The following is a 22,349-nucleotide window of genomic DNA, read 5'->3' on the forward strand; positions in this document are numbered from 1 at the left end:
AAAAGTTAAAAACGTAAAGTCAGGAGACTTTGCGTAGCGGGTATTGTGAATAAAATGTTATATGCTTTTAAAATTTAAATAATTCAATATAATCAATTTGTAATGCGTCACATACTTTTTCTAGAGTAGAAAGTGTCGCATTAGAATTTCCGTTTTCCAATCGGGACATATTGCTTTTCTCAAAATTGCATTTTGAGGCTAGTTCCTGTTGAGAAAAATTTTTCTGGATTCTGATTTCTTGAATTCGTTTTCCGACTTTTTGTTGTAATGAATGTTTCAAAGTGAATTATCTTTTATGATAATTCAAATTTTGTTATATATTTGCGTAAACAGGTTATCTTATATGATAACTTTAAAAACTTAACAAAAAAATGTACGATGAAAACAAATGAAAATAAAGATTTAGAGTATATCAAAAGATTAGCAGATGGTTATTTAAATACATTAAAACCAATTAAAGACAAAACGGGGTATTATACCACTGAAATCAAAGTGCTGAATTACTCTGAATTAGGTTGTGTTATTGCAAACATGCTTAAATTATGCGTTTTAGCGTTGAATCAGGATGAGTGTAAAATTTCAGAAACGGTTAAACCATCGGCTATAGATGTGGGGATTATTTTAGAGGTAGCTTTGCAACTTTTTCCTAATGATGAATTTGATTTGTTAAGCGAAATCAATGAAGTTCTTATTTCTAAATAAGATTAAAAGTGCAAATGTGTAGTAAAAGTTGTGGAATGAAAAAGTTAGAAAGTGTGTAAAATAAAAAAGCTTCAGATTTCTCTGAAGCTTTGTGTTAGTAGCGGGAACAGGACTCGAACCTGTGACCTTCGGGTTATGAGCCCGACGAGCTGCCTACTGCTCTATCCCGCGATGTTTCGGGTGCAAAGATACGCCGTTTTTTGAGAAATCCAACGAAAAGATTAAAAAATGTTTTATTTTCTGTATTGAGTTGATATGACTACCTTTGCACCCGAGACCCTTGGGTCAAATGGTCCTCAGTACAATTAAATAATACACAAATGTCACATAAAGCAGGTTTTGTAAACATCATCGGGAATCCAAACGTTGGAAAATCAACATTGATGAACGCCTTTGTTGGAGAAAGATTATCGATCATTACTTCAAAAGCACAAACAACACGTCATAGAATCTTAGGAATCGTAAATGGCGAAGATTTTCAGTTGGTACTTTCAGATACGCCCGGAATTATAAAACCGGCTTATGAAATGCAGGAGTCGATGATGAACTTTGTAAAATCGGCTTTTGAAGATGCAGATATTTTGATTTATATGGTCGAAATAGGAGAGCAGGATTTAAAAGACGAAGCTTTCTTTAATAAAATCATCTTTGCTAAAATTCCGGTTTTGTTATTGTTGAATAAAATCGACAATTCCAATCAGGAACAATTAGAAGAGCAGGTTGCTTTTTGGAAAGACAAAGTGCCAAACGCTGAAATTTTCCCAATCTCGGCCTTACAGAATTTTAATGTACCGGAAGTTTTTAGCCGAATCATCGAATTGTTGCCGGAATCACCTGCCTATTATCCAAAAGATCAATTGACAGACAAACCGGAACGTTTTTTCGTGAACGAGACTATTCGTGAGAAAATCTTATTGAACTATAGCAAAGAGATTCCGTATGCGGTTGAAATCGTAACAGAAGAATTTTTTGAAGATGAAAAAATTATCCGTATCCGTTCGGTAATTATGGTAGAGCGCGATACACAAAAAGGAATTATTATCGGACATAAAGGAGCTGCTTTGAAAAAAGTGGGAATGGATGCCAGAATAGATTTAGAGAAATTCTTCGGAAAACAAATTCATATCGAACTTTACGTGAAAGTGAACAAAAACTGGAGAAGTAATGCCAATATGCTGAAACGATTCGGGTATAATCAGTAAAAAGAGTTTACAGTCGCAGTTTACAGTCTTAGTCTGAAAACTGTGACTGTAAACTGCGACTAAAAATATAAAAACTTAGGTACTTAGAAACTTAGCCTCTCAGCAACTTTTTTTAACTACCTTTGCAAAAAATTAAAATAAAGCATTTTGTATTTATAAGGGATAGAATTTTAGGAAACTAAAAATCTAAAATCTAAAGTCCAAAATCTAAAATTCAAAAAAATGAATAATAACATTGTTGCGATAGTAGGAAGACCTAATGTGGGGAAATCAACCCTTTTTAATAGGCTGATACAAAGAAGAGAAGCTATTGTAGATTCAGTATCTGGGGTTACCCGTGATAGAAACTATGGTAAAAGCGAGTGGAACGGAAAAGAGTTTTCTGTGATTGATACCGGTGGATACGTTCGCGGATCTGATGACGTATTTGAAGGTGAAATCCGTAAACAGGTAGAGTTGGCTATCGACGAAGCCGATGTTATTATTTTTGTTGTGGATGTTGAAGAAGGTATTACCCCAATGGATGAAACGGTGGCTAAATTGTTGCGTAAAGTAACAAAACCGGTTTTATTGGCAGTAAACAAAGTAGACAACGCCATGCGTGAGAAAGACGCGATTGAGTTTTATAATCTTGGTTTAGGAGATTATTACACATTCGCCAGTATTTCAGGAAGTGGAACTGGAGATTTGTTAGATGCTTTAATTGATGCATTTCCGGAGAAACCGGAAGTTGAGGTTAAAGAAGATTTGCCTCGTTTTGCAGTTGTAGGACGTCCGAATGCCGGTAAATCAAGTTTTATCAACGCTTTGATCGGGCAGGATCGTTATATTGTAACCGATATTGCAGGAACGACCCGTGATGCAATTGATACAAAATTTGATCGTTTTGGTTTTGAATTTAACCTAGTTGATACTGCGGGAATCCGTCGTAAAGCTAAAGTGAAGGAAGATTTAGAGTTTTATTCTGTAATGCGTTCGGTTCGTGCCATCGAGCATGCAGATATCTGTATATTGGTTATCGATGCAACCCGCGGATTTGAAGGACAGGATCAGAGTATTTTCTGGCTGGCTGAGAAAAACCGTAAAGGAGTTGTAATCTTGGTAAACAAATGGGATTTGGTAGAAAAAGACACCATGTCGACACGTGATTATGAAGAGAAAATCAAAAAAGAGTTAATGCCTTTTACTGATGTGCCAATTTTATTCGTTTCGGCTTTAACCAAACAACGTTTGTTGAAAGCATTGGAAGCTACAGTTCAGGTTTTTGAAAATAGAAAACAAAGAATTGCTACTTCAAAATTCAACGAATACATGTTGAAAGTAATTGAAGCTTATCCGCCACCGGCAACAAAAGGAAAGTATGTGAAAATTAAATATTGTATGCAGTTGCCAACGCAAACACCTCAGTTTGTGTTTTTTGCTAACATGCCACAATACGTTAAAGAACCTTACAAACGTTATCTGGAAAATAAAATTAGAGAAAATTGGGATTTCGCAGGAGTGCCAATCGATATTTATATCAGAGAAAAATAAAAGTAAAAGTCCTCCTAAAAGAGGACTTTTTTTATGCCTTGTTGTTAGTTTGAACTTGTTTGGGGTAATTCATCTTAACACATAGGAACAGAGGTTCTATATGCATAAAAACAGGCGTTTCACTTCATTGAAATACACATAACTTCTTATATGAGAGAAATGTATTTCTTTTTTGTTCTCTTTTTAGATCTAAAAAAACTATGTTCCTATGTGTTAAAAATGTTTTTAAAATTACATTCAACGAGTTAATTCGAACTATTTTTGTTAGGCTTAGTGGTATACTATTTGACCGAATGTTTCGTTCACAATAAACCTTTTAGCTCTTATGGAGTCTTACTGTCTCAAACGAACCATTTTCATGACCAAATATTTATATTTCCTGATTACATTTCTTTTTTGTTATGCGGCCAGCGCGCAGAATGATATTGTTATTAAAGGAACCGTAGTAGATATCAATACGCAATTGCCGCTTGAGCTGGCAACGGTTTATTTTACCACGGTTAAAGATTCTACCGTAATCGAATATGCGACAACTGATAAAAATGGAGCTTTTAGCATTACCACTAAAAAGTATGATAAACCTGTTTTTCTGAAGGTTAATTATATGGGATATCAGCCTTATTTTGAAGAAGAAAAGAGTATTCAGGAGAGTAAGGATTTTGGGAAATTGTATTTGCTTGAAAACGTAAACGCCTTAAAAAATGTCGTGATAAAAAGCGAAGCACCGCCCATTACCATTAAAAAAGACACGCTAGAATTTAATGCGGCTTCCTATAAAGTCCGTCCGGACTCCAATGTAGAGACTTTATTGAAACAATTACCGGGTTTTGATGTGGGAACCGACGGAAAAGTGACCGTAAACGGAAGGGAAGTCAATCAGGTCTTAGTTAACGGCAAAGTTTTTTTTGACAAAGACGGCGCGATTGCCTTAAAGAATCTGCCCGCGGAAATAATCAAAAAGGTTCAGGTGTCTGATTTTAAAACAAAAAAAGAAGAACTCTCCAGGCAGGAATCGACTTCAGATTTTTCAAGCATCAACATTACGATCGACGAAAAGAAAAACAAAGGATACTTTGGGAAAATATTGGGTGGCTATGGTTCTGACGATCGCTATGAAAGCAGCCTGATCCTGAATTTTTTTAATAACAAACAGAAAATAAGTCTTTTGGCCTCTTCCAATAATATTAATTCCACAAGTTTTGCAATGGACGAGGTTTTTGATACGATGGGAGGCGGACGAAACAGTAAGGGAAATACTAGTTCAGGTAGTGGTAAAGGAATCACACAGTCGAATTTAGTCGGGCTTAATTACTCCGATGATTGGTCGAAAAGCTGGTCGGGAATGGGAAGTTATAATTTCTCGAATTCCGTTAATACTAATGACAGCAAGTCAGATCAGGTGAGTTTTTTGCCCACCGGAAATATTGCCACTTCGGCCGATTCTAAAACCAGAAATGAAAATACCGGAAACAACGCAAATTTTGAACTGGAGTATAAAATTGATCCCACAACCCGATTGGTCATAACGCCAAAAGTCAATCAATCCCGTTCGAATAATAACTCGTCTTCATCAAGTTTTTCGGAAGATGAAAATGGAAATTCTTTAAATGAAAGCAGCGCCAAATCCTACTCGGAAAGTACCAATACGAGTTTGGGGAATACCATCAATTTTAATAAAGCTTTCAAGAAGGATTATCGTAATTTTAATCTTTCTTTTGACAGTAATAACACCAGTACAGATAGCGAGGCTCGAAATCTCTCTCAAACTATTTTTTATCAGGACAGCAAACCTAATGACGATAGAAATCAAAAAAGCCTAAACAACAACAAAAGTGATGTTTATTCTCTCGAACTTGAGTATACCGAGCCGGTGACAGATTCACTGAGGTTAAGATTCGGTTCAAATTTTGACTGGAATAAAGAGGTCAAAGAGGCAAAAACATTCGATTTTGACAATGCAACACAAACGTATTCGGATTTGAATGAATCTTTAACCAATTATACCACTTCAAAACAAAATTCCTTCAGTCCGAAAGTTGGATTAACCTGGCAAAAGCGAAAATTTACGGTTAATTTAAGCAGTAGAACTGCCATTGTAGCGTTTGACAATCATTCTTTATACCTGAACAATGCTACCGATTTGAACAAACGATATGCTTTGCCTTATGGCGATTTTCAGGTTCGATACAAATTTAGCCGTTCGAAAAATTTGTCATTCAAATACGATTATTCCAATGCGCTTCCTACGGCCGTTCAGTTGATGCCGGTTTTAAATTTAACGAATCCGTTGAATACGATTACCGGAAATCCTGATTTGATTCCTATTGAGAAAAATAGTGCTAATATTAGCTTCAGGAACTATGATTTCCGTACGCGTTCCGGTTACAGTTTGTTTGTAAGGGGAGATTATTATAACAACGATGTGGTTTCGACTTCAGTTTATGACGATAGTGGAAAGAGAACAACTACTTATGTCAATATTTCGGGAACTTACACGACCTCGATTGGTGGTAACTGGAATCAGTCGGTAAAAAGAGATGCTCACCTTTTTAGATATGGTTTGGGATTAAATGCAAGTTATTCTTTTGATAAAGGATTTACCAATGCTGTATTGTACAATGCAAAATCAACAGCAATTACTCCAAAGCTTAATTTTACCTATGAATACGGTGAGTTGTTAATCATTTCACCATCTTATAGTTTATCTTATAACGAAACCAAGTACGAGAATTCTTCAAGAGATGCCAGTTCAAATGTGGTACACAGAATCAATTTACAGACGACAAGTTATTGGCCAGAAAATCTGATTTTTGGAAATGATTTTGGTTACACTTATAATTCAAGCATTTCGGGTAATTTCAAAAAAGATTTTTATCTGTGGAATACCAGTTTGTCCTACGGTTTCTTGGATAAAAAAGTATATGCTAAAGTAAAAGTTTACGACGTTCTAAACCAAAATCAAAGCGCGACGACGTCGATTTCGGCAACATCAATCCGTGATGAAGAAAACACTGTTTTAAAGCGTTATATCATGTTCTCCGTAAGTTATAAAATAGGAAATTTTGCTGCTGAAAAAGGGAAAAAGAAGAGGCAAAGAGAAGAGTTTTGATTTCCAGGCGGAACAAGACAATAATGGTTTTTATTTGAAAGACAGCTAGGATGCTGGATTTTTAGACATTAGATTTTTGGAATTTGGAGTTTGAAATTTTAGAAATAAAAAAAACGAGGCAAGTTTTAAAAACCTGCCTCGTTTAGTGTATAAAATTAACTAACTGGTTATAATGAATATTTTAAAGTAATACCATAAGTTCTTTGATCACCAAGTACAGCGGCATATTGTCCGGAATTTCCACCGGCAGGCAGTAATTGCTCATAGTAATCTTTGTTTAATAAGTTACGACCCCAGAACTGAACAGATAGTCCGTCTGACGCGCGGAATCCTAAACGAGCGTTAAAAATAGCATATCCCGGAACCACTAAGTATTTTGAAGCAGAAGGGCTTGATGAAAATTCAGAACGTGCATAAGAATCAACAGCTAAGAAGATTTTTCCTTTGTTTCCGAAGAATTTTGCATTATCAGAAAGCTCACCCCCTAGTGATCCTGCCCATTTTGAAGCACCCGGTAATTCTGTTCCTGAAACATCTTTAAAAGCTACGGGAGCTCCCGTTTCTTCTAACGGAAGTGGTGCATTGGTAAATTTAACATATTTTGCATCTGTATAAGTCGCGGCTGCATTCACAGTCAAGTGCTGGCTAAAAACAAAACTGGCATCAAGTTCAGCACCTCTTACGCGTACTTTATCAGCATTGGCAAGATAACCACGGTTTACACCAAGTTCGGCTGCCTGAACATTGGTTTGAAAGTCTTTGATTTCCGTATTAAAGAAAGTCAGATTAAAGATGGAATTTTTGAACGGAGAAGTTTTTACTCCAACTTCATAATGATTTACTTTTTCTGGTTTGATTACTGCAAGATCCAATAATGGTAGTCCTTTTGAATCTGTTGGAAGCCCTGCAACATTTACACCCACCGGTTTGTAACTTTTAGCGTAAGTAGCATAAGCGTTGATTTTATCAGATGCTTTATAAGATACTGTTATGTTTCCTGAGAAATCGGTATTGTCAGTATTCGAAGCAAAAGACTGGTCCGAGTAAACCGATTTTTTAAGTGCCAGTAAAGCCGGATCAGTAGTTTGAAGACCACCGTAAGTCGTACGGCTGTAGTGAGCATCTTTTTTGTCAAAGTTATATCTCACACCCGGCAATACATGTAAACGCTCAGTAATTGCCCAGTCAACCTGACCAAAAACAGCAGCACTGGAAGCTCTGATTCTGGCATCTGTTTTAATTCCGTATCCTTCAAAAAGTCCCGGAGTTTTCCATAGCGGACTGGTACTGCTTTGTGAGAACCTCCATTGAGCATTACCGGATTCTTCTGTTCCGTTTGTTTGCGAAGTTTGATCAATAAAGAAGGCACCAACAACACCACTAAGTTTAGAAGTTAGTTGACCTGCGTAACGTACTTCTTGTGTAAATTGAGTCTGTCTGGTTGGGTTTTGAGACTTAGCCAAAACTTGTAATCCTGTAAAGTCTCTGTCATTTGATGGATCCCAGTTCCAAAAACGCCATGCGGTAGTGGAAGTAAGTGTTCCTGATCCAATTTTAGTATCAACGTTAAGAGAAATACCTCCCATGTCCTGTCCTGAACGCCATGGGGTATCGTGATCGATTTTTCGGTCAAAAGCATTTTGGCTTGGAAGCTGATAATTTAAATCTTTAATGATGGCATTAAATTGTCTGTAACCAGCTCTTTGTGTAGGCGCAACACCGGCTACAACCTGCGCGTATCCATCCGGACGTTGCGTTGTGATATCGGCTGCCAGAATAATATTAGTATTTTCTGACGGAGTAAAAAGCAATTGCCCTCTAATTCCCTGATTGTTTAAACTGTTTGTAGGTCTTCCCGTAGCCACATTGTCGATCAAACCATCGCGTTGTGTACCTGAAAAGGAGATACGACCCGCTACTTTTTTACCCAATGCTCCGGTAACGGATGCTTTCGCCTGAAGAAAAGCATAATTTCCGTAACTCACTTCAAAATCAGCACCAGTAGTAAAACTTGGTTTGCGAGTGGTAATATTAAAAGCACCAGAGGTAGTATTTTTACCAAACAAAGATCCTTGTGGTCCGCGTAATACTTCAATTTGTTCTACGTCGATAAAATCAAGAGTAGTGGCTGCCGGACGGGCATAATAAACCCCATCTACATAAAAACCAACACCTGGATCAATACCATCGTTAGTAAGTCCGAAAGGAGAACCAAGGCTACGAATATTGATTCCTGTATTTCTCGGATTTGAAGAATATAATTGTACAGAAGGAACGAGTTCTTTAATTCGGTTCACATTAAAAGCTCCGGTTTGTTCTGCCTGTTTACCGGTAATTACCGATACAGCGATTGGCACGTCCTGAACTTTTTCGATTCTGCGTCGAGAAGAAACCACTACTTCAATAAGTTCGTTTTCTTCTTTGATGGTTATTTGCAGGGGAGTTATAGGTAAATCGGTAAGTTCGATCTCAGTGGTTTTATAACCTACATATTGAACTAATAAGGTTAACGGAAGTTTTCCTCTGCTGTCGATACTGAATTTTCCGTTTTGGTCGGAAGTAGTATTTGAGGTTGTCCCTTTTATAACAATGTTTGCCGCTTCTAAAGGGATGTTTTCGCTTGTTTTAACAACACCTTCAATGTTTTGTGCAAAGGATATGGAGAAAGTTAAAAAAGATAAGATTGTAAGTATATTTTTTGTCGAATTTTTCATTTTTACATTAAGTATATGTGATTAGTAGAATTTAAAATAAATTTTTTTTACCAACACATACACATTGTAGAAGAATAGTTGTTCACAGTTGTGAATGGAATAATATAATTTCTTTGCAAAAGATTTTTCGATACATCGATTGGTTGTGAATGTACTCTCATAGTTAAAACTTTAGTAAATGATTTGTTAATTATTTTTTGCAAATATATATATAAATTCTATCGATTTACTAGGAATTAAAAAATATTTTTTTATTTCTTGATGAGAGAGGCGATTGTGATGCCTTGCATGGCCTTAAGAGTCTCGTCCCGAATGATCATTAAACCATGTCTTAAGCTGCACTCTTCCTCGGTTTTACAATCTGAACATGGTTCGTAAAAGTTTAAGGAAGCACAAGGCAATAAGGCAATTGCGCCATCAAATAAACGGTGAATTTCTGCCAGAGTGATGTCATTTTTGGAGCGTATCAGATAATATCCGCCAAATTTTCCCTGCTTACTGCTTACCAAACGCCCTCGTTTCAGGTCTAATAAAATCTGCTCCAGGAACTTTTTAGGAATATTGGCTCCATCAGCGATTTCAATAGTTCTTGAAATGTGATTTTCTTCTTGTTCTGCTAAATAAAGTAAGGCCTTAAGGGCGTATTTTGCTTTATGTGATAACATCTTTTGTTTTAATTATGAATTATAAATTGTGAGTTGTGGGTTGTGGGTAGTTAAACTTAAATTTTATTTTAAAATTTAAGTTTAAGGGGAAACCTGAAACCTGAAACCTGAAACCTGAAACCTGAAACCTGAAACCTGAAACCTGAAACCTGAAACCTGAAACCTGAAACCTGAAACCTGAAACCTGAAACCTGAAACCTGAAACCTGAAACCTGAAACCTGAAACCTGAAACCTGAAACCTGAAACCTGAAACCTGAAACCTGAAACCTGAAACCTGAAACCTGAAACCTGAAACCTGAAACCTGAAACCTGAAACCTGAAACCTGAAACCTGAAACTGTTTACCAGCCTCCGCTAGAACCTCCTCCAGAGAAGCCTCCTCCGCCAAAACCTCCGCCAAAGCCACCTCCGCCTCCGGATGATCCTCCGCCGAAGCCTCCAAATCCGCCTCCGCCACTTCTTCCAAGATTGCTTAGAATGATGACATCGAGCAGGCTAGGACCACCACCTCCGCTATTATTGCCTGAATTACCTCCGCCGCCTCTTTTATTTCGGGACAGTAAAATTAATACAATTACGACAATTATAATAAAAGGCAGGATTGGAAAATCTTTTTCTTTGGTTTGTTTGCGCTCGCCTTTGAATTTTCCTTTAAAAACATCAATGATAGCATCTGTTCCTTTGTCAAGTCCGTTGTAAAAACTTCCGGCTTTGAATTCCGGAATAATTATATTTCGGATGATTGTTCCGCCAATTCCGGCAGTCAATCGGTCTTCGAGACCATAACCGGGATTTATGGCAATTTTTTTCTCCTTTTTTGCCAGCAGGATAATAACACCATTGTCGTCTTTTGCAGTTCCTCCAATTCCCCAGGTTTGTCCCCATTTGGTTGCTAACTGACTTACATCTTCGCCTTTTAAACTTTCTATCGTAATCACTACAATTTGGGTAGTAGTCGAGTCAGAATAACGAATTAGTTTTTGTTCCAGCTGCGATTTTTCAGATGCATTTAAGATGTTGGCATAATCGTAAACCGAAGTTTGTAAACTTGGTTTTTCAGGTATTGTAAATTGTGCAAAAATACTGTTGCAGGTAACAAGCGCGATAAACAAAAGAGTAAACTGAAAAATTCTGTTGGAATTTGAGATTTTGTATTTGGAAATTTTCATTATTTATCCTTTTGATATTTCGTTTGATAATTCATTGCTGTCTCCTTCAGACCACGGAAAGTATTTTTTCAATTGTTCACCGGCATTCAAAATACCGTCGACAATACCTTGTTTAAAATTTCCGGATTTAAATTGTTGAATTAGGGCATCTTTGGTACAGTCCCAAAAATCAGGAGTAACCACATCATTTATACCTTTGTCTCCGCAAATTGCAAAAGTTTTATCAGCAACGGCAAAGTAAAACAAAACCCCATTTTGAAGCTGGGTTTCGTGCATTTTTAATTCGTAAAAAACTTCTAAAGCCCTTTCAAAAGGGACTTTAGAAGTGCTTTGTTCTATATGTACTCTAATTTCGCCAGAAGTATTTTTCTCGGCCACACGAATTGCTTCTACAATTTCCAGCTCTTCTTCTTTGGATAAAAAATCTTCTACTTTTGACATTGAAATAATTTTAGAGTTTAGATTGTTGATTTTAGATTATGATCTAAAAAACTGTTTTAGAATTTTACTTCAACTGGTTTGTCTGCACCTTCAACTGCATTAAAGTATGCTTTTTCTTTAAATCCAAACATACCTGCAAATAAACTATTTGGGAATGTTTTGATGTGGTTGTTGTAGGGTTTTACCGCTTCGTTGAAACGTGTTCTTGCCGTTAAAATCTGATTTTCAGTACTAGCCAGTTCGTCTTGTAATTTCAAGAAGTTTTCGTTTGCTTTTAATGTTGGATATTGCTCAACAGAAACCAATAATCTTGATAAAGAAGAAGATACGCCGCTTTGAGCTTTGTTGAATTCAGCAAGTTGTTCCGGTGTAATATTAGTAGGATCTACAGTGACACTTGTTGCTTTTGCACGAGCTTCGATAACAGCTGTTAAAGTTGATTTTTCGAAATCGGCAGCACCTTTTACAGTGTTTACTAAATTTCCAATAAGGTCATTACGTCTTTGGTAAGCTGTTTGAACATCTCCCCAGGATTGCTCTACAGTTTGGTTTAATGTTACCGCAGTATTGTTAATCCCTTTAACCCAGCTGTAAATTCCAATAAGTACAACTGCTCCAATAATCCAAGGCAAAAATCTTTTCATGTGTATTTAATTTAAGTTTATTTCTGATTTAATTAATAGGTTATAATTCGTTCTTAATATCGATTAATTGTGTTTTGATGGTCTCTAATTTACGTATTATTTCGAATTTATCTAATGTTTTCTTTTGTCCTTCTTTCAAATGTGTTTTGGCACCTTCAAGCGTAAAACCTCTTTCTTTAACCAAATGATAGATCAATTGTAAGTTGGTGATATCTTCGGGCGTAAACATTCGGTTGCCTTTGGCATTCTTTTTTGGTTTCAAAATGTCAAATTCGCTGTCCCAAAATCGAATCAATGATGCATTGACATTAAAAGCTTTGGCTACTTCGCCAATGCTGTAATATCGTTTATCTTTTGAAAGCTCAATATGCATGTTTCTTAATTTTCTATATTTATTCCAAAAATACTACTTTTTGCAGTATTAATCTAATGACTGATTTTCCTGGTTAGCCATTTGTGAAATGGCCACATATTCGACTGCCGAAATATTGCCGTAATAGAAGTTCAGCGGATTTACGACTTTGCCGTCTTTGTGTACTTCATAGTGACAGTGCGGTCCTTCAGATCTTCCTGTGCTTCCCACATAACCAATAACATCACCTCGTTTTACACGTTGTCCGGGTCTGCAATTGTATTTGCTTAAATGCGCATACAAACTTTCGTAGCCAAAACCATGCCTGATGACCACATGATTCCCAAATCCTGATGCCGAATTATCGGCCCGCTCGATAACACCATCTCCTGTAGCATAAACGGGAGTGCCTGTTTTGGCGGTGAAATCCATTCCGTTATGCATTTTTCGTACTTTCGTGAACGGGTCGGTTCTATATCCAAAACCTGAAACCATACGGATTAGATTCTCATTTCGTACAGGTTGAATGGCCGGAATTGCCAGCAATAAATTACCTTTTGTACTGGCTAATTTTAAAATTTCATCTAACGATCGAGACTGAATCGCTAATTCTTTAGAGAGACGATCTATTCGTTTTGTGGTGTTTAAAACCAGTTGAGAATTGTTGTAACCTTCTAAATCTTTATATTTTCGGGAATCTCTAAAACCTGCTTTTCGAATAGAATCCGGAATTTCAGCTTTGTTAAAATAGACTCTGTAAATGTTGTTGTCTCTATTCTCCAATGTCTCGGCTACAGCATCGATTTCATCCATTTTTCTGTTTAGAATGGCGTATTGTAATTTTAGATTTTCAATTTCTCGTGCCTGTAAACGATCTTTTGGCGTTTCAAAATAGGGAGTATTGATTAAAAGTATAAAAACTAAAAAGCCAAATAATGCCGAAGCCAATAAAAACAGTAATGCATAGCCAATTTTAGCCCTTTTTCGGGTCTTTATTTTTGTATAAGCCAGATTTTCTGAGTCGTAATAATATTTTACTTTCGCCATATTTTAAAATACCCTATTTTTGCAGCTTGTAAAATAAGTTAGTCGAACAAATTTAATAAATGTTTCATGATGTTCGAAGCTTTTTTCAGGAATAAAACAATTTAGATAATGTGTCAATTTGATAATTAGATAATGCCCTAAATGCGAAATTTATTGTTTTGAACTTTAATTTTTGTATTAAAAAGACGTAAGTATCACATTTTCAGATTAACATGTTTCTAATTAACTATCGCATTTTCAAATTGACACATTTTCTAATTTTAATATGAAATCACAAGACGTACGTAAACAATTTTTAGATTTTTTTGAGAGTAAAGGACACACTATTGTTCCTTCGGCTCCTATTGTACTTAAAGACGACCCAACCTTAATGTTCAACAACTCGGGAATGGCCCAGTTTAAAGAATACTTTTTAGGAAACGGAACGCCAAAAAGTCCAAGAATTGCCGATACACAAAAATGTCTTCGTGTTTCAGGAAAGCATAACGATTTAGAGGAAGTGGGTATTGATACCTATCACCACACGATGTTTGAAATGCTGGGGAATTGGTCTTTTGGAGATTATTTCAAAAAAGAGGCTATCAACTGGGCTTGGGAATTGTTGACAGAAGTGTACAAAATTCCAAAAGAGAATCTTTATGTTTCGGTTTTCGAAGGAAGTAAAGAAGATAATGTTCCGTTTGATCAGGAGGCTTGGGATATCTGGAAAGAATTAATCGATGAAGATCGCATTATTCTGGGAAATAAAAAAGACAACTTCTGGGAAATGGGAGATCAGGGGCCATGTGGACCTTGTTCTGAAATTCACGTTGATTTGCGTACTCCGGAAGAAAAAGCAGCCGTTTCAGGAAAAAGTTTAGTAAACAACGATCATCCTCAGGTAGTTGAAATCTGGAATAATGTATTCATGGAATTCAATCGTAAAGCAGATGGTTCGTTAGAAAAACTTCCTGCGCAACACGTTGATACCGGAATGGGATTTGAACGTTTGTGTATGGCATTACAAGGAAAAACATCCAATTATGATACCGATGTTTTCATGCCTTTGATTAGAGAAATTGAAACTATTACCGGGGCAAATTATACCGTTAAAGCATCAAATGAAGCAGAGGAAAAAGTAAATATTGCAATTCGTGTTATTGCAGATCACGTTCGTGCAGTAGCCTTTGCTATCGCTGATGGACAATTGCCGTCAAATACCGGTGCAGGATATGTAATTCGTCGTATTTTGCGTCGTGCTATTCGTTACGGATTTACGTTCCTGAATATAAAAGAAGCTTTCATCTACAAGTTAGTAGAAACTTTAAGCGAACAAATGGGAGATTCTTTCCCGGAAATCAGAACTCAAAAAGCACTTTGCTCGAATGTGATTCGCGAGGAGGAAAATTCTTTCTTGCGTACTCTTGATCAGGGATTGGTACTTTTAGATGCTGTGATTCTGAACAATTCAGGAGATACTATCGATGGTAAAAAAGCTTTTGAATTGTATGATACTTACGGTTTTCCAATCGATTTAACAGCTTTGATTCTTTCTGAAAAAGGATTAAAATTAGATGAAAAAGGATTTCAGGAGCAACTGCAATTGCAAAAAGAACGTTCCCGTGCCGCTTCAAAAGTCACTGCAGGAGACTGGAATGTTCTGGTAGAAGATGATATTCAGGAGTTTGTAGGTTACGACAGATTATCGCATCAGGTAAAAATCACGAAGTACCGTAGAGTGGATAGTGTAAAAGATGGCGAAATTTATCAATTGGTTTTCAATGCGACTCCATTTTATGGTGAAAGCGGAGGGCAAACCGGAGATAAAGGATATCTGGAAGCTCAAAACGGTGATATCGTTTATATTATTGATACTAAAAAAGAGAACAATCAAACAATCCACCTGGCAAAATCGTTACCTGAAAATCTAACAGGAACATTTAACGCGGTTGTGGATGCGCTTCAGAGAGCAAAAACATCATCAAATCACTCGGCTACGCATTTATTGCACCAGGGATTGCGTAAAATATTAGGAACGCACATTGAGCAAAAAGGATCTATGGTTCGAAATGCTTCTTTGCGTTTTGACTTCTCTCACTTCTCAAAAGTATCCGATGAGGAATTAAAAGAAGTAGAAAATTTTGTGAATGCAAGAATCCGTGAAAGTTTGCCTTTGATCGAAAAAAGAGCCATTCCAAAAGATCAGGCTTTGGAAGAAGGAGCAATTGCTTTGTTTGGAGAGAAGTATGGTGACTTGGTTCGTATGATTAAATTTGGTGATTCTGTCGAATTATGTGGAGGAACTCACGTGGCAAATACGGCTGATATCTGGCATTTCAAAATTATTTCAGAAGGAGCTGTAGCGGCAGGAATCAGAAGGATCGAAGCAATCACGAGTGAAGCTGCAAAAGATTATTTTGAGTCTCAGTTGCTTTCTTATGAAGAAATTAGAGAGACCTTGAAAAATGCTCAGGATCCTGTGAAAGCGATTCAGTCTTTACAGGAAGAAAATATTCAGTTGAAAAAACAATTGGAAATCTTGTTGAAAGATAAAGCCAAAAACATGAAAGGGGATCTGGCTAAAGAATTGCAGGAAATCAATGGCGTTCAGTTTTTAGCAAAACAAGTAGATTTAAATCCGGAAGGAGCAAAAGATTTGGCTTATGAATTGGGTAATTCGTATAACAATTTGTTTGTAGTTTTCGCCACTGCACAGGAAGGAAAGCCAATGTTGACTTGCTACATTTCTAAAGAAATTGTAGCAGAGAAAAACCTAAACGCAGGACAGGTAGTTCGTGAATTAGGAAAATACATCCAGGGAGGAGGAGGAGGACAGCCTTTCTTCGCCACTGCAGGAGGTAAAAATGTTGATGGAATTGCAGAAGCTTTGACGAAAGCGATTGATTTCGTGAAGTAATTTTTTTAGTCTCGCAAAGACACAGAGTCGCAAAGTTTTTTTAAGCTTTGCGGCTTTTTTTTAACGGAACAATTCTGTTTGTAGGTTTTTTTCTTTGATTTTGTAAAAAAAATGACAGAGAATGAAATTTCAGCTATCGTAGTCGATGTTTGTTATAGAATACATGTAAAACTTGGACCAGGATTATTTGAATCTGTTTATGAGGCAATTTTGTATCATGAATTAACGAAGAGGGGTTTACATGTAGGAAGGCAAAAAGCAGAGAGGCTATTTTAGAATCGAATTATATAGTAAGATCTAAAGTGGATCTAGTGTTGAAGAGAAAGTAATTGGAAAAATCAAATTATTTAGTAGCATTCAAGAGGTTAAACGCCATAATATAAATTAAAGTTAAAAAAGTAAAAAAAATAAGAGCGATATAAATTTTTACTAGTTTTGTAGTATTAACAAGTAAAATAGTATAAAATATGAAAAAGGAATTAAAAAATGATGATGATTGGGTAGTAGAGGATTGGAAGGATGGATGCAGGTTAGTTCGCTATACGGGCGATATTGAAGAGGGTAGTCTCGTTATTCCTGCATTAATTGGTGATAAGAAAGTCTATATACTTGGTACCGGCGAGAATATATTTGGTCCTGATGTAGAGTCAGCAGGTCTTCTCACGTTGGTAGATATATCTCAAAGTGTCTATCTTCAGGAAGTGGGACCTAAAGCCTTTGGTGGTAGTTGTGATAACTTAGTTCAGGTTTTCTTCCCTACAAGTTTAGTTTATATTGGTTCGAACGCATTTGATGACTGTGTGGCATTACAAAGCATAGTTATTCCGGAGGGTGTGACTTCTGTCATGAATAATACATTTGAATTATGTACTTCACTAAAAGAGATAAGTATTCCGAATAGCGTTACTTCTATTGGAGATTCGGCATTTTTTGGCAATTACTCCTTACCAAATATAACTATTCCACAAAGTGTTACTTTTATAGATGCTAATGTATTTTATAAATGTTTGGCATTAAAATCCATACTCATTCCCAATAGTGTTAGCTCTATTGGCGATTCTGCATTTCTATACAGTGGATTAACGGAGATTTATTTGCCAAAAAAGTTTATTACAGCAGCTGAAGAGAAAAGGATTGGAATTCCAGATGGTGCCAACGTAAAAGAAACTCCTCCGTCACCATAAGAAGTGAAATAGTATTAAAAGGTTGAGCAGACCCGACAGGTTTTTCGATCTGTTGGGGTTTGTTTTTTGTCACAGATTAAAAGATTATAATGTGTTTTTTTTCCATTAATATGTCTTTTTTGACAAATAGTACGTTTAAAAAACTCAGAACCTTAGCAGCTTAGTATCTTAGCCCCTTAATTATTTTCGTTCTCCAATCTGCTGGCGCCACATTGCGTAGTAAAGTCCTTTCTCAAAAATTAAATCTTCGTGTTTTCCCTGCTCGATGATTTTTCCTTGCTCCAGTACAAATATTTTGTCGGCGTGCATTACGGTTGATAAACGGTGCGCAATCAGAACCGTGATCCTGTTTTTATCGGATATATTACGAATAGTGGTATTGATTTCTTCTTCGGTAATAGAATCTAAGGCAGAAGTGGCTTCGTCAAAAATCAATAAATTCGGATTTCTTAAAATAGCACGGGCAATCGACAAACGTTGTTTTTCACCACCGGATACTTTAATTCCGCCTTCACCAATTGTGGTGTTTAAACCGTCTTCGGCACGATGCAGCAGTTTTTCACAGCTCGCTCTTTTCAAGGCATCGTACAAGTCTTCATCGGTAGCACTGGGTCTTACGAACAATAAATTCTCGCGAATTGTTCCTGAGAATAACTGTGCGTCCTGGGTAACGAATCCTAATTGTTTTCTTAGATCCAGTAAGTCAATTTCTGCAGAGTCGATGTCGTTGTAGAATACCTGACCTTCGGCTGGGGTGTACAATCCAACCAGTAATTTGACCAAAGTTGTTTTTCCTGATCCTGACGGACCCACAAATGCAACGGTCTGTCCCTGTTTAATTTCGAAATTGATATTTTCAACCGCTTTAAATTTAGCGGTTTTGTGCTGAAAACTTACATTGGAAAAGAGTAAAGACTGAATCGCTCCAACGTGCTTTGGGTTTTTTGGACGATATTCTTTCGGAGCGCTCAATAAGGTCTTAAAATTCTCCATCGAAACCTTAGTTTCATTTAAAGCAATAATGAAATTTCCAAGTTCCTGAAGCGGACCGAAAATGAAAAAAGTAAAGAAAACCATCGTTAGCAAATCACCCACAATAATCTTTCCTCCAAATAAGAAATAATACAAAGTAAAAACCACACAAGTTCTCAAAAAGTGTACGGTTGTGCCTTGGATAAAACTCAAACTTCTGATGAAACGGATTTTTTGAAGCTCCAGCTGTAGAATTTTAAACGTATTTAGGTTCAGACGTTTTTCTTCCTGATACGTCAATCCAAGACTTTTTACAAGTTCAATGTTTCTTAAACTTTCGGTGGTGGAACCGGCTAAAGCATTGGTTTGATTTACGATTTTTTTAGAGACAATTTTGATCTTTTTGCCCAGATACGAACTAACCAGAGCAATGATTGGCGCCGTGATCAAAAAGATAATTGAAATACGGTAATCGATTCGGGCAACATAAACAATCACAAATACAAAACCAATCACAGTCTGAAAGATTAAAGAAATTGATAGAGTGATTAATTTTTCGGAATCAGAACGTACTTTGGTAAGTTTGCTTAACGTTTCACCGCTTCGTTGGTCTTCAAATTCGGCAAACGGCAGGTCCAGTGATTTTTTAATTCCGTCTGTGTACATCTGCGCTCCGGTACGCTGAATAACAACATTGGTAAAATAATCCTGAAAGTTTTTGGTAATTCTCGATACCATAGCTGCACCAAGCGAAAGCCCTAACCAAAATGCTAATGATTTGATAAAACCTACGGCATTTCCGTCGTATTTATGTAAACCAACACCGCAATCCTGCATTAATTTACCGGTAATAATAGAGTCTGATAAACTGAAACAAATGTTGATCGTAGCCATAATCAAAGCAAAAAACAGTAACATTTTATGTTTGATTATATAAGAATACAGTAATTTCATAAGTGAATTTGAATTTATGGAAGATGTAAAAGTAGTGAATTGTTTAACACTGTTAAATGGATTTTTGTTATTAAAACTGTAATTTTTTTTACAGTTGAAATTGCCGGTGTTTTTTTTAGATGTAAAGCATTTTAATTTCTGCAAAACATCTTTTTTATTGGACAACAAAATGAAACTTTAAGAAAAAAGCCAAGTATTTATATCGCATTTTAGTTTTTGATTAAATTTTATCAGTAATGAATTTAATAGATCTTGCTATTTGTTAGTGTGTTGGCGGCTATTTTGGGTTATAGTGCGCTTTTAAATGTGGAATCCCGTAAGGTTTTAGTTTTGGGTTATATTAAGTTTGCGGCAAAATAAATTTAACCAAATCAAAATGAAAAAAATTTTATGCCTTTTTAGTGCTTTGGCTCTAGTAGTTTCTTCTTGTTCAAGTGATGATGCTGTTGATGCATCAGCTTCATTAAAACCATCAAAAATTGCTTTTTCTTACTCTGATCCTAAAGAGAATTACGCTACAGATATGAAATATGAGGGAAGCAAACTAGTAAGCGAAACAGATAGTGACGGTAGTATTCTTAAGTATTCTTATGTAGGTGATTTAATTTCAAAAATAGAAGAATTCAAATCAGATAATGTACTTGTAACGACTACTGAATATAGCTATTCTGCAGGAAAGGTGGCTTCTGTAACGGTGAAAGATGCAGGTGCAACTAAGTATTATAAAACAAAATACACTCAAAATGGAGACGGTACTGTTTCTTTTGAAGGGTTTTATGTAAACGCCACAACAGGAGCTGAAGAAGAAGGTGGAAAGGTTGGAAAGTATACTTTTAAAGATGGTAACTTAGTTAAATCTGAAAGTTCTTTTTATGGTAAGGCAAATGCTACCTACACTTACGAGTATGATTCAAAAAAGACCCCTAATGCTAATGTTCCAGGGCTTAAACTTTTACTAGATGCAGAAGAAGGTACTTCTGTTAACAATGTTGTTAAAATAACAGGGACTTCAGCTACTTCATCTTATGTAAGTACTTTCTCTTATGTTTACAATAACAATAATTTTCCAACGGAGAAAAAGCATTTTAGTGAAAATGGAAAGTTAACTGAGACAGCTCAGTTTACATACTAAAAACAAATTGCAATTTATAAAAAAACCAAATACTCTTGTATTTGGTTTTTTTATTGCCTAAAAATTGGTAAAACCCGTATTCAAATTAAACGTCATGCAATTCAGAACCCGGATTTCATTTTTTAATCCGCGAGCAATAAGCAAATACAAGAAAATAGCTAGGTATTTATACGGTTTTTTGTTTTTTAGCTACTTTTTTTCTAAAATGTTTATTAGTGTATGTTGTTCATTATTAGTGCTTTAGATTTGTTTTGAGTTGGGTTGCGCGTTTTCGATGTGGAATCCCGTAAGGTTTTGATTATGAGGTGTATTATGTTTGTAATGCTAAAGATATTTTAGGATTTAATAAAATTTCTTTTGTGGATGAAGAAGGAACCGGAATTTTTCACAATGAAATTTCAGATACTTCAGGAAAGACTGTATGGTCTGCCTAATAGTTATACCTATAATGCAGCCGGATATCCTGAAAAAAGCGTTGATAACATTGAAGGATTAAAATATACATCTGAGTATTTCTATTAATAGAAAGTTTAAAATTTGGGGGCGAAAAGTCGGGGGCATTTTTGTTTCTGGCTTTTTTGTTTGTGAAAAATAACCGAAATTTACACAAAACAACTTCATGCAATTCAGAACCCAGATTCCAATTTCAAAAAGCAGCAATCCAATCGATTATCATTCGAAGATCATTTCTATGGGATCTTGTTTTGCGGAAAACATGGCAGAGAAATTTGATTATTTTAAGTTTCAGAACGAAACCAATCCATTTGGAATTATCTTCAATCCTGTTTCTATTGAGAAAGTGATTCAGAGAGTGGTTAAACAGGAGTTTTTTACGGAGAAAGATGTTTTTTTTCATAACGAACGCTGGCATTGTTTTGAAGTTCATTCAGATTTGAGTCATTCCGATCGACAGGAGTTGTTGCAAACACTTAACGAAGCAATTGCCGAAACAAACAAACAAATCAAAGAGGGGACTCATATCATTGTAACCTATGGAACCTCATGGATTTACAGAAATATTGAAAGTAACGAAGTAGTTGCTAATTGTCATAAAGTACCTCAAAAACAATTCACGAAAGAATTATTGACTGTTGATGTAATTCAGAAAAGTATTCAAAATACAATCCGTTTAATTCATGGTTTAAATGCCAATATAAATTTCATTTTTACCATTTCACCGGTGCGCCATATCAAAGACGGTTTTGTAGAAAATCAATTGAGTAAATCGCATTTGTTTTCGGGGTTTCACCAGAATCTGCAATCTAAAATCAACAATCAGCAATTAGGATATTTTCCTTCTTACGAAATTATGATGGACGAGCTTCGTGATTATCGCTTTTATGCTGAAGATATGCTGCATCCGAATGCTGTAGCAATTGACTATATCTGGCAGCGATTCAGTGAAAATTACATTGCAGAGAATAGCATTTCGACCTTGCAGGAAGTAGGAGAAATTCAAAAGAGTCTGCACCATCGAAGCTTTAATCCGGAATCTGAACAGCATCAGAAATTTTTAGTCAAGCTTCGTCAAAAAATAAATAAGGTAGAAGAAAAATGGCCACATATTAAGTTCTAAAACTTCATGGACTTTTAAGATGTTTTGATATTCAGAACATCGTAAATCTTTGCTGCA

General features: G+C 36.0%; 20 protein-coding genes and 1 tRNA gene. 10 read left to right on the forward strand and 11 right to left on the reverse strand.

Features of this window, described 5'->3' with window-relative positions; genetic code table 11:
* Positions 1-67: 67 nt before the first annotated feature.
* On the reverse strand, positions 68-280 hold the full coding sequence (locus tag LNQ34_RS13290) for a helix-turn-helix domain-containing protein (protein WP_230000108.1): 213 nt from the start codon (positions 278-280) through the stop codon (positions 68-70).
* Between the two features lie 98 nt (positions 281-378).
* Between LNQ34_RS13290 and LNQ34_RS13295 the strand changes: the two genes are divergently transcribed.
* Positions 379-702 (forward strand): hypothetical protein, encoded by a 324-nt coding sequence (locus tag LNQ34_RS13295; RefSeq protein WP_230000109.1) that lies wholly within the window; start codon positions 379-381, stop codon positions 700-702.
* A gap of 98 nt (positions 703-800) precedes the next feature.
* On the opposite strand, the gene LNQ34_RS13300 is transcribed toward LNQ34_RS13295, so the two are convergent.
* A tRNA-Met gene (locus LNQ34_RS13300) sits at positions 801-873 on the reverse strand.
* 149 nt (positions 874-1,022) lie between these two features.
* Between LNQ34_RS13300 and era the strand changes: the two genes are divergently transcribed.
* The 3 genes from era to LNQ34_RS13315 all read left to right on the forward strand — a co-directional run bounded on the left by era (position 1,023) and on the right by LNQ34_RS13315 (position 6,546).
* Complete coding sequence (gene era, locus LNQ34_RS13305; protein WP_230000110.1) at positions 1,023-1,904, forward strand: GTPase Era; 882 nt, start codon at positions 1,023-1,025, stop codon at positions 1,902-1,904.
* Positions 1,905-2,126: 222 nt separating this feature from the next.
* Positions 2,127-3,437, forward strand: a complete 1,311-nt coding sequence (gene der, locus LNQ34_RS13310) for a ribosome biogenesis GTPase Der (protein WP_202702673.1) — start codon at positions 2,127-2,129, stop codon at positions 3,435-3,437.
* Positions 3,438-3,795: 358 nt separating this feature from the next.
* Entirely contained in the window at positions 3,796-6,546 is a 2,751-nt protein-coding gene (locus LNQ34_RS13315) for an outer membrane beta-barrel protein (protein WP_230000111.1), read from the forward strand.
* A 167-nt stretch (positions 6,547-6,713) separates the two neighbouring features.
* Here the strand turns inward: LNQ34_RS13315 and LNQ34_RS13320 are convergent, their stop codons facing one another.
* The 8 genes from LNQ34_RS13320 to LNQ34_RS13355 all read right to left on the reverse strand — a co-directional run bounded on the left by LNQ34_RS13320 (position 6,714) and on the right by LNQ34_RS13355 (position 13,578).
* Positions 6,714-9,260, reverse strand: a complete 2,547-nt coding sequence (locus LNQ34_RS13320; RefSeq protein ID WP_230000112.1) for a TonB-dependent receptor — start codon at positions 9,258-9,260, stop codon at positions 6,714-6,716.
* 251 nt (positions 9,261-9,511) lie between these two features.
* Positions 9,512-9,925 carry an RrF2 family transcriptional regulator gene (locus LNQ34_RS13325; RefSeq protein WP_070908800.1) on the reverse strand — a complete coding sequence of 138 codons (414 nt, stop codon included), beginning with the start codon at positions 9,923-9,925 and terminating at the stop codon, positions 9,512-9,514.
* Positions 9,926-9,944: 19 nt separating this feature from the next.
* On the reverse strand, positions 9,945-10,313 hold the full coding sequence (locus LNQ34_RS13330; RefSeq protein ID WP_230000113.1) for a hypothetical protein: 369 nt from the start codon (positions 10,311-10,313) through the stop codon (positions 9,945-9,947).
* On the reverse strand, positions 10,267-11,094 hold the full coding sequence (locus LNQ34_RS13335) for a TPM domain-containing protein (RefSeq protein WP_202702677.1): 828 nt from the start codon (positions 11,092-11,094) through the stop codon (positions 10,267-10,269). Before LNQ34_RS13335 ends, LNQ34_RS13330 begins: the two co-directional genes overlap by 47 nt.
* Before the next feature lie 3 nt (positions 11,095-11,097).
* On the reverse strand, positions 11,098-11,535 hold the full coding sequence (locus tag LNQ34_RS13340; RefSeq protein ID WP_202702678.1) for a TPM domain-containing protein: 438 nt from the start codon (positions 11,533-11,535) through the stop codon (positions 11,098-11,100).
* Positions 11,536-11,591: 56 nt separating this feature from the next.
* A complete protein-coding gene (locus tag LNQ34_RS13345) occupies positions 11,592-12,179 on the reverse strand; it encodes a LemA family protein (RefSeq protein WP_017498654.1) in 588 nt (195 codons plus the stop codon).
* Between the two features lie 40 nt (positions 12,180-12,219).
* Complete coding sequence (locus LNQ34_RS13350) at positions 12,220-12,552, reverse strand: MerR family transcriptional regulator (RefSeq protein ID WP_017498653.1); 333 nt, start codon at positions 12,550-12,552, stop codon at positions 12,220-12,222.
* A gap of 48 nt (positions 12,553-12,600) precedes the next feature.
* On the reverse strand, positions 12,601-13,578 hold the full coding sequence (locus LNQ34_RS13355) for a M23 family metallopeptidase (protein ID WP_230000114.1): 978 nt from the start codon (positions 13,576-13,578) through the stop codon (positions 12,601-12,603).
* Positions 13,579-13,843: 265 nt separating this feature from the next.
* Here LNQ34_RS13355 and alaS point away from each other — a divergent pair, with 265 nt between their 5' ends.
* The 3 genes from alaS (at position 13,844) to LNQ34_RS13370 (ending at position 17,658) form a co-directional block, all read left to right on the forward strand.
* The gene (gene alaS / locus LNQ34_RS13360) at positions 13,844-16,474 is read left to right on the forward strand and encodes an alanine--tRNA ligase (RefSeq protein WP_230000115.1); all 2,631 of its coding nucleotides are present in this window, start codon (positions 13,844-13,846) and stop codon (positions 16,472-16,474) included.
* A 111-nt stretch (positions 16,475-16,585) separates the two neighbouring features.
* Positions 16,586-16,750 (forward strand): GxxExxY protein, encoded by a 165-nt coding sequence (locus LNQ34_RS13365; RefSeq protein ID WP_346432362.1) that lies wholly within the window; start codon positions 16,586-16,588, stop codon positions 16,748-16,750.
* Positions 16,751-16,941: 191 nt separating this feature from the next.
* Positions 16,942-17,658 (forward strand): leucine-rich repeat domain-containing protein, encoded by a 717-nt coding sequence (locus LNQ34_RS13370; protein ID WP_230000116.1) that lies wholly within the window; start codon positions 16,942-16,944, stop codon positions 17,656-17,658.
* 180 nt (positions 17,659-17,838) lie between these two features.
* Here the strand turns inward: LNQ34_RS13370 and LNQ34_RS13375 are convergent, their stop codons facing one another.
* The gene (locus tag LNQ34_RS13375; RefSeq protein WP_202702682.1) at positions 17,839-19,584 is read right to left on the reverse strand and encodes an ABC transporter ATP-binding protein; all 1,746 of its coding nucleotides are present in this window, start codon (positions 19,582-19,584) and stop codon (positions 17,839-17,841) included.
* Positions 19,585-19,960: 376 nt separating this feature from the next.
* On the opposite strand from LNQ34_RS13375, the gene LNQ34_RS13380 reads away from it, so the two are divergent.
* From LNQ34_RS13380 to LNQ34_RS13390, 3 genes are all read left to right on the forward strand, one after another.
* Positions 19,961-20,716 (forward strand): hypothetical protein, encoded by a 756-nt coding sequence (locus LNQ34_RS13380; protein WP_230000117.1) that lies wholly within the window; start codon positions 19,961-19,963, stop codon positions 20,714-20,716.
* A 363-nt stretch (positions 20,717-21,079) separates the two neighbouring features.
* A complete protein-coding gene (locus LNQ34_RS13385; RefSeq protein WP_202702684.1) occupies positions 21,080-21,238 on the forward strand; it encodes a hypothetical protein in 159 nt (52 codons plus the stop codon).
* 97 nt (positions 21,239-21,335) lie between these two features.
* Positions 21,336-22,292, forward strand: coding sequence for a GSCFA domain-containing protein (locus tag LNQ34_RS13390; protein ID WP_230000118.1), 957 nt, complete (start codon positions 21,336-21,338; stop codon positions 22,290-22,292).
* Positions 22,293-22,349 lie beyond the last annotated feature (57 nt).

The sequence above is a fragment of the Flavobacterium lipolyticum genome, from assembly GCF_020905335.1.
In the GTDB taxonomy this organism is placed as follows: domain Bacteria; phylum Bacteroidota; class Bacteroidia; order Flavobacteriales; family Flavobacteriaceae; genus Flavobacterium; species Flavobacterium lipolyticum.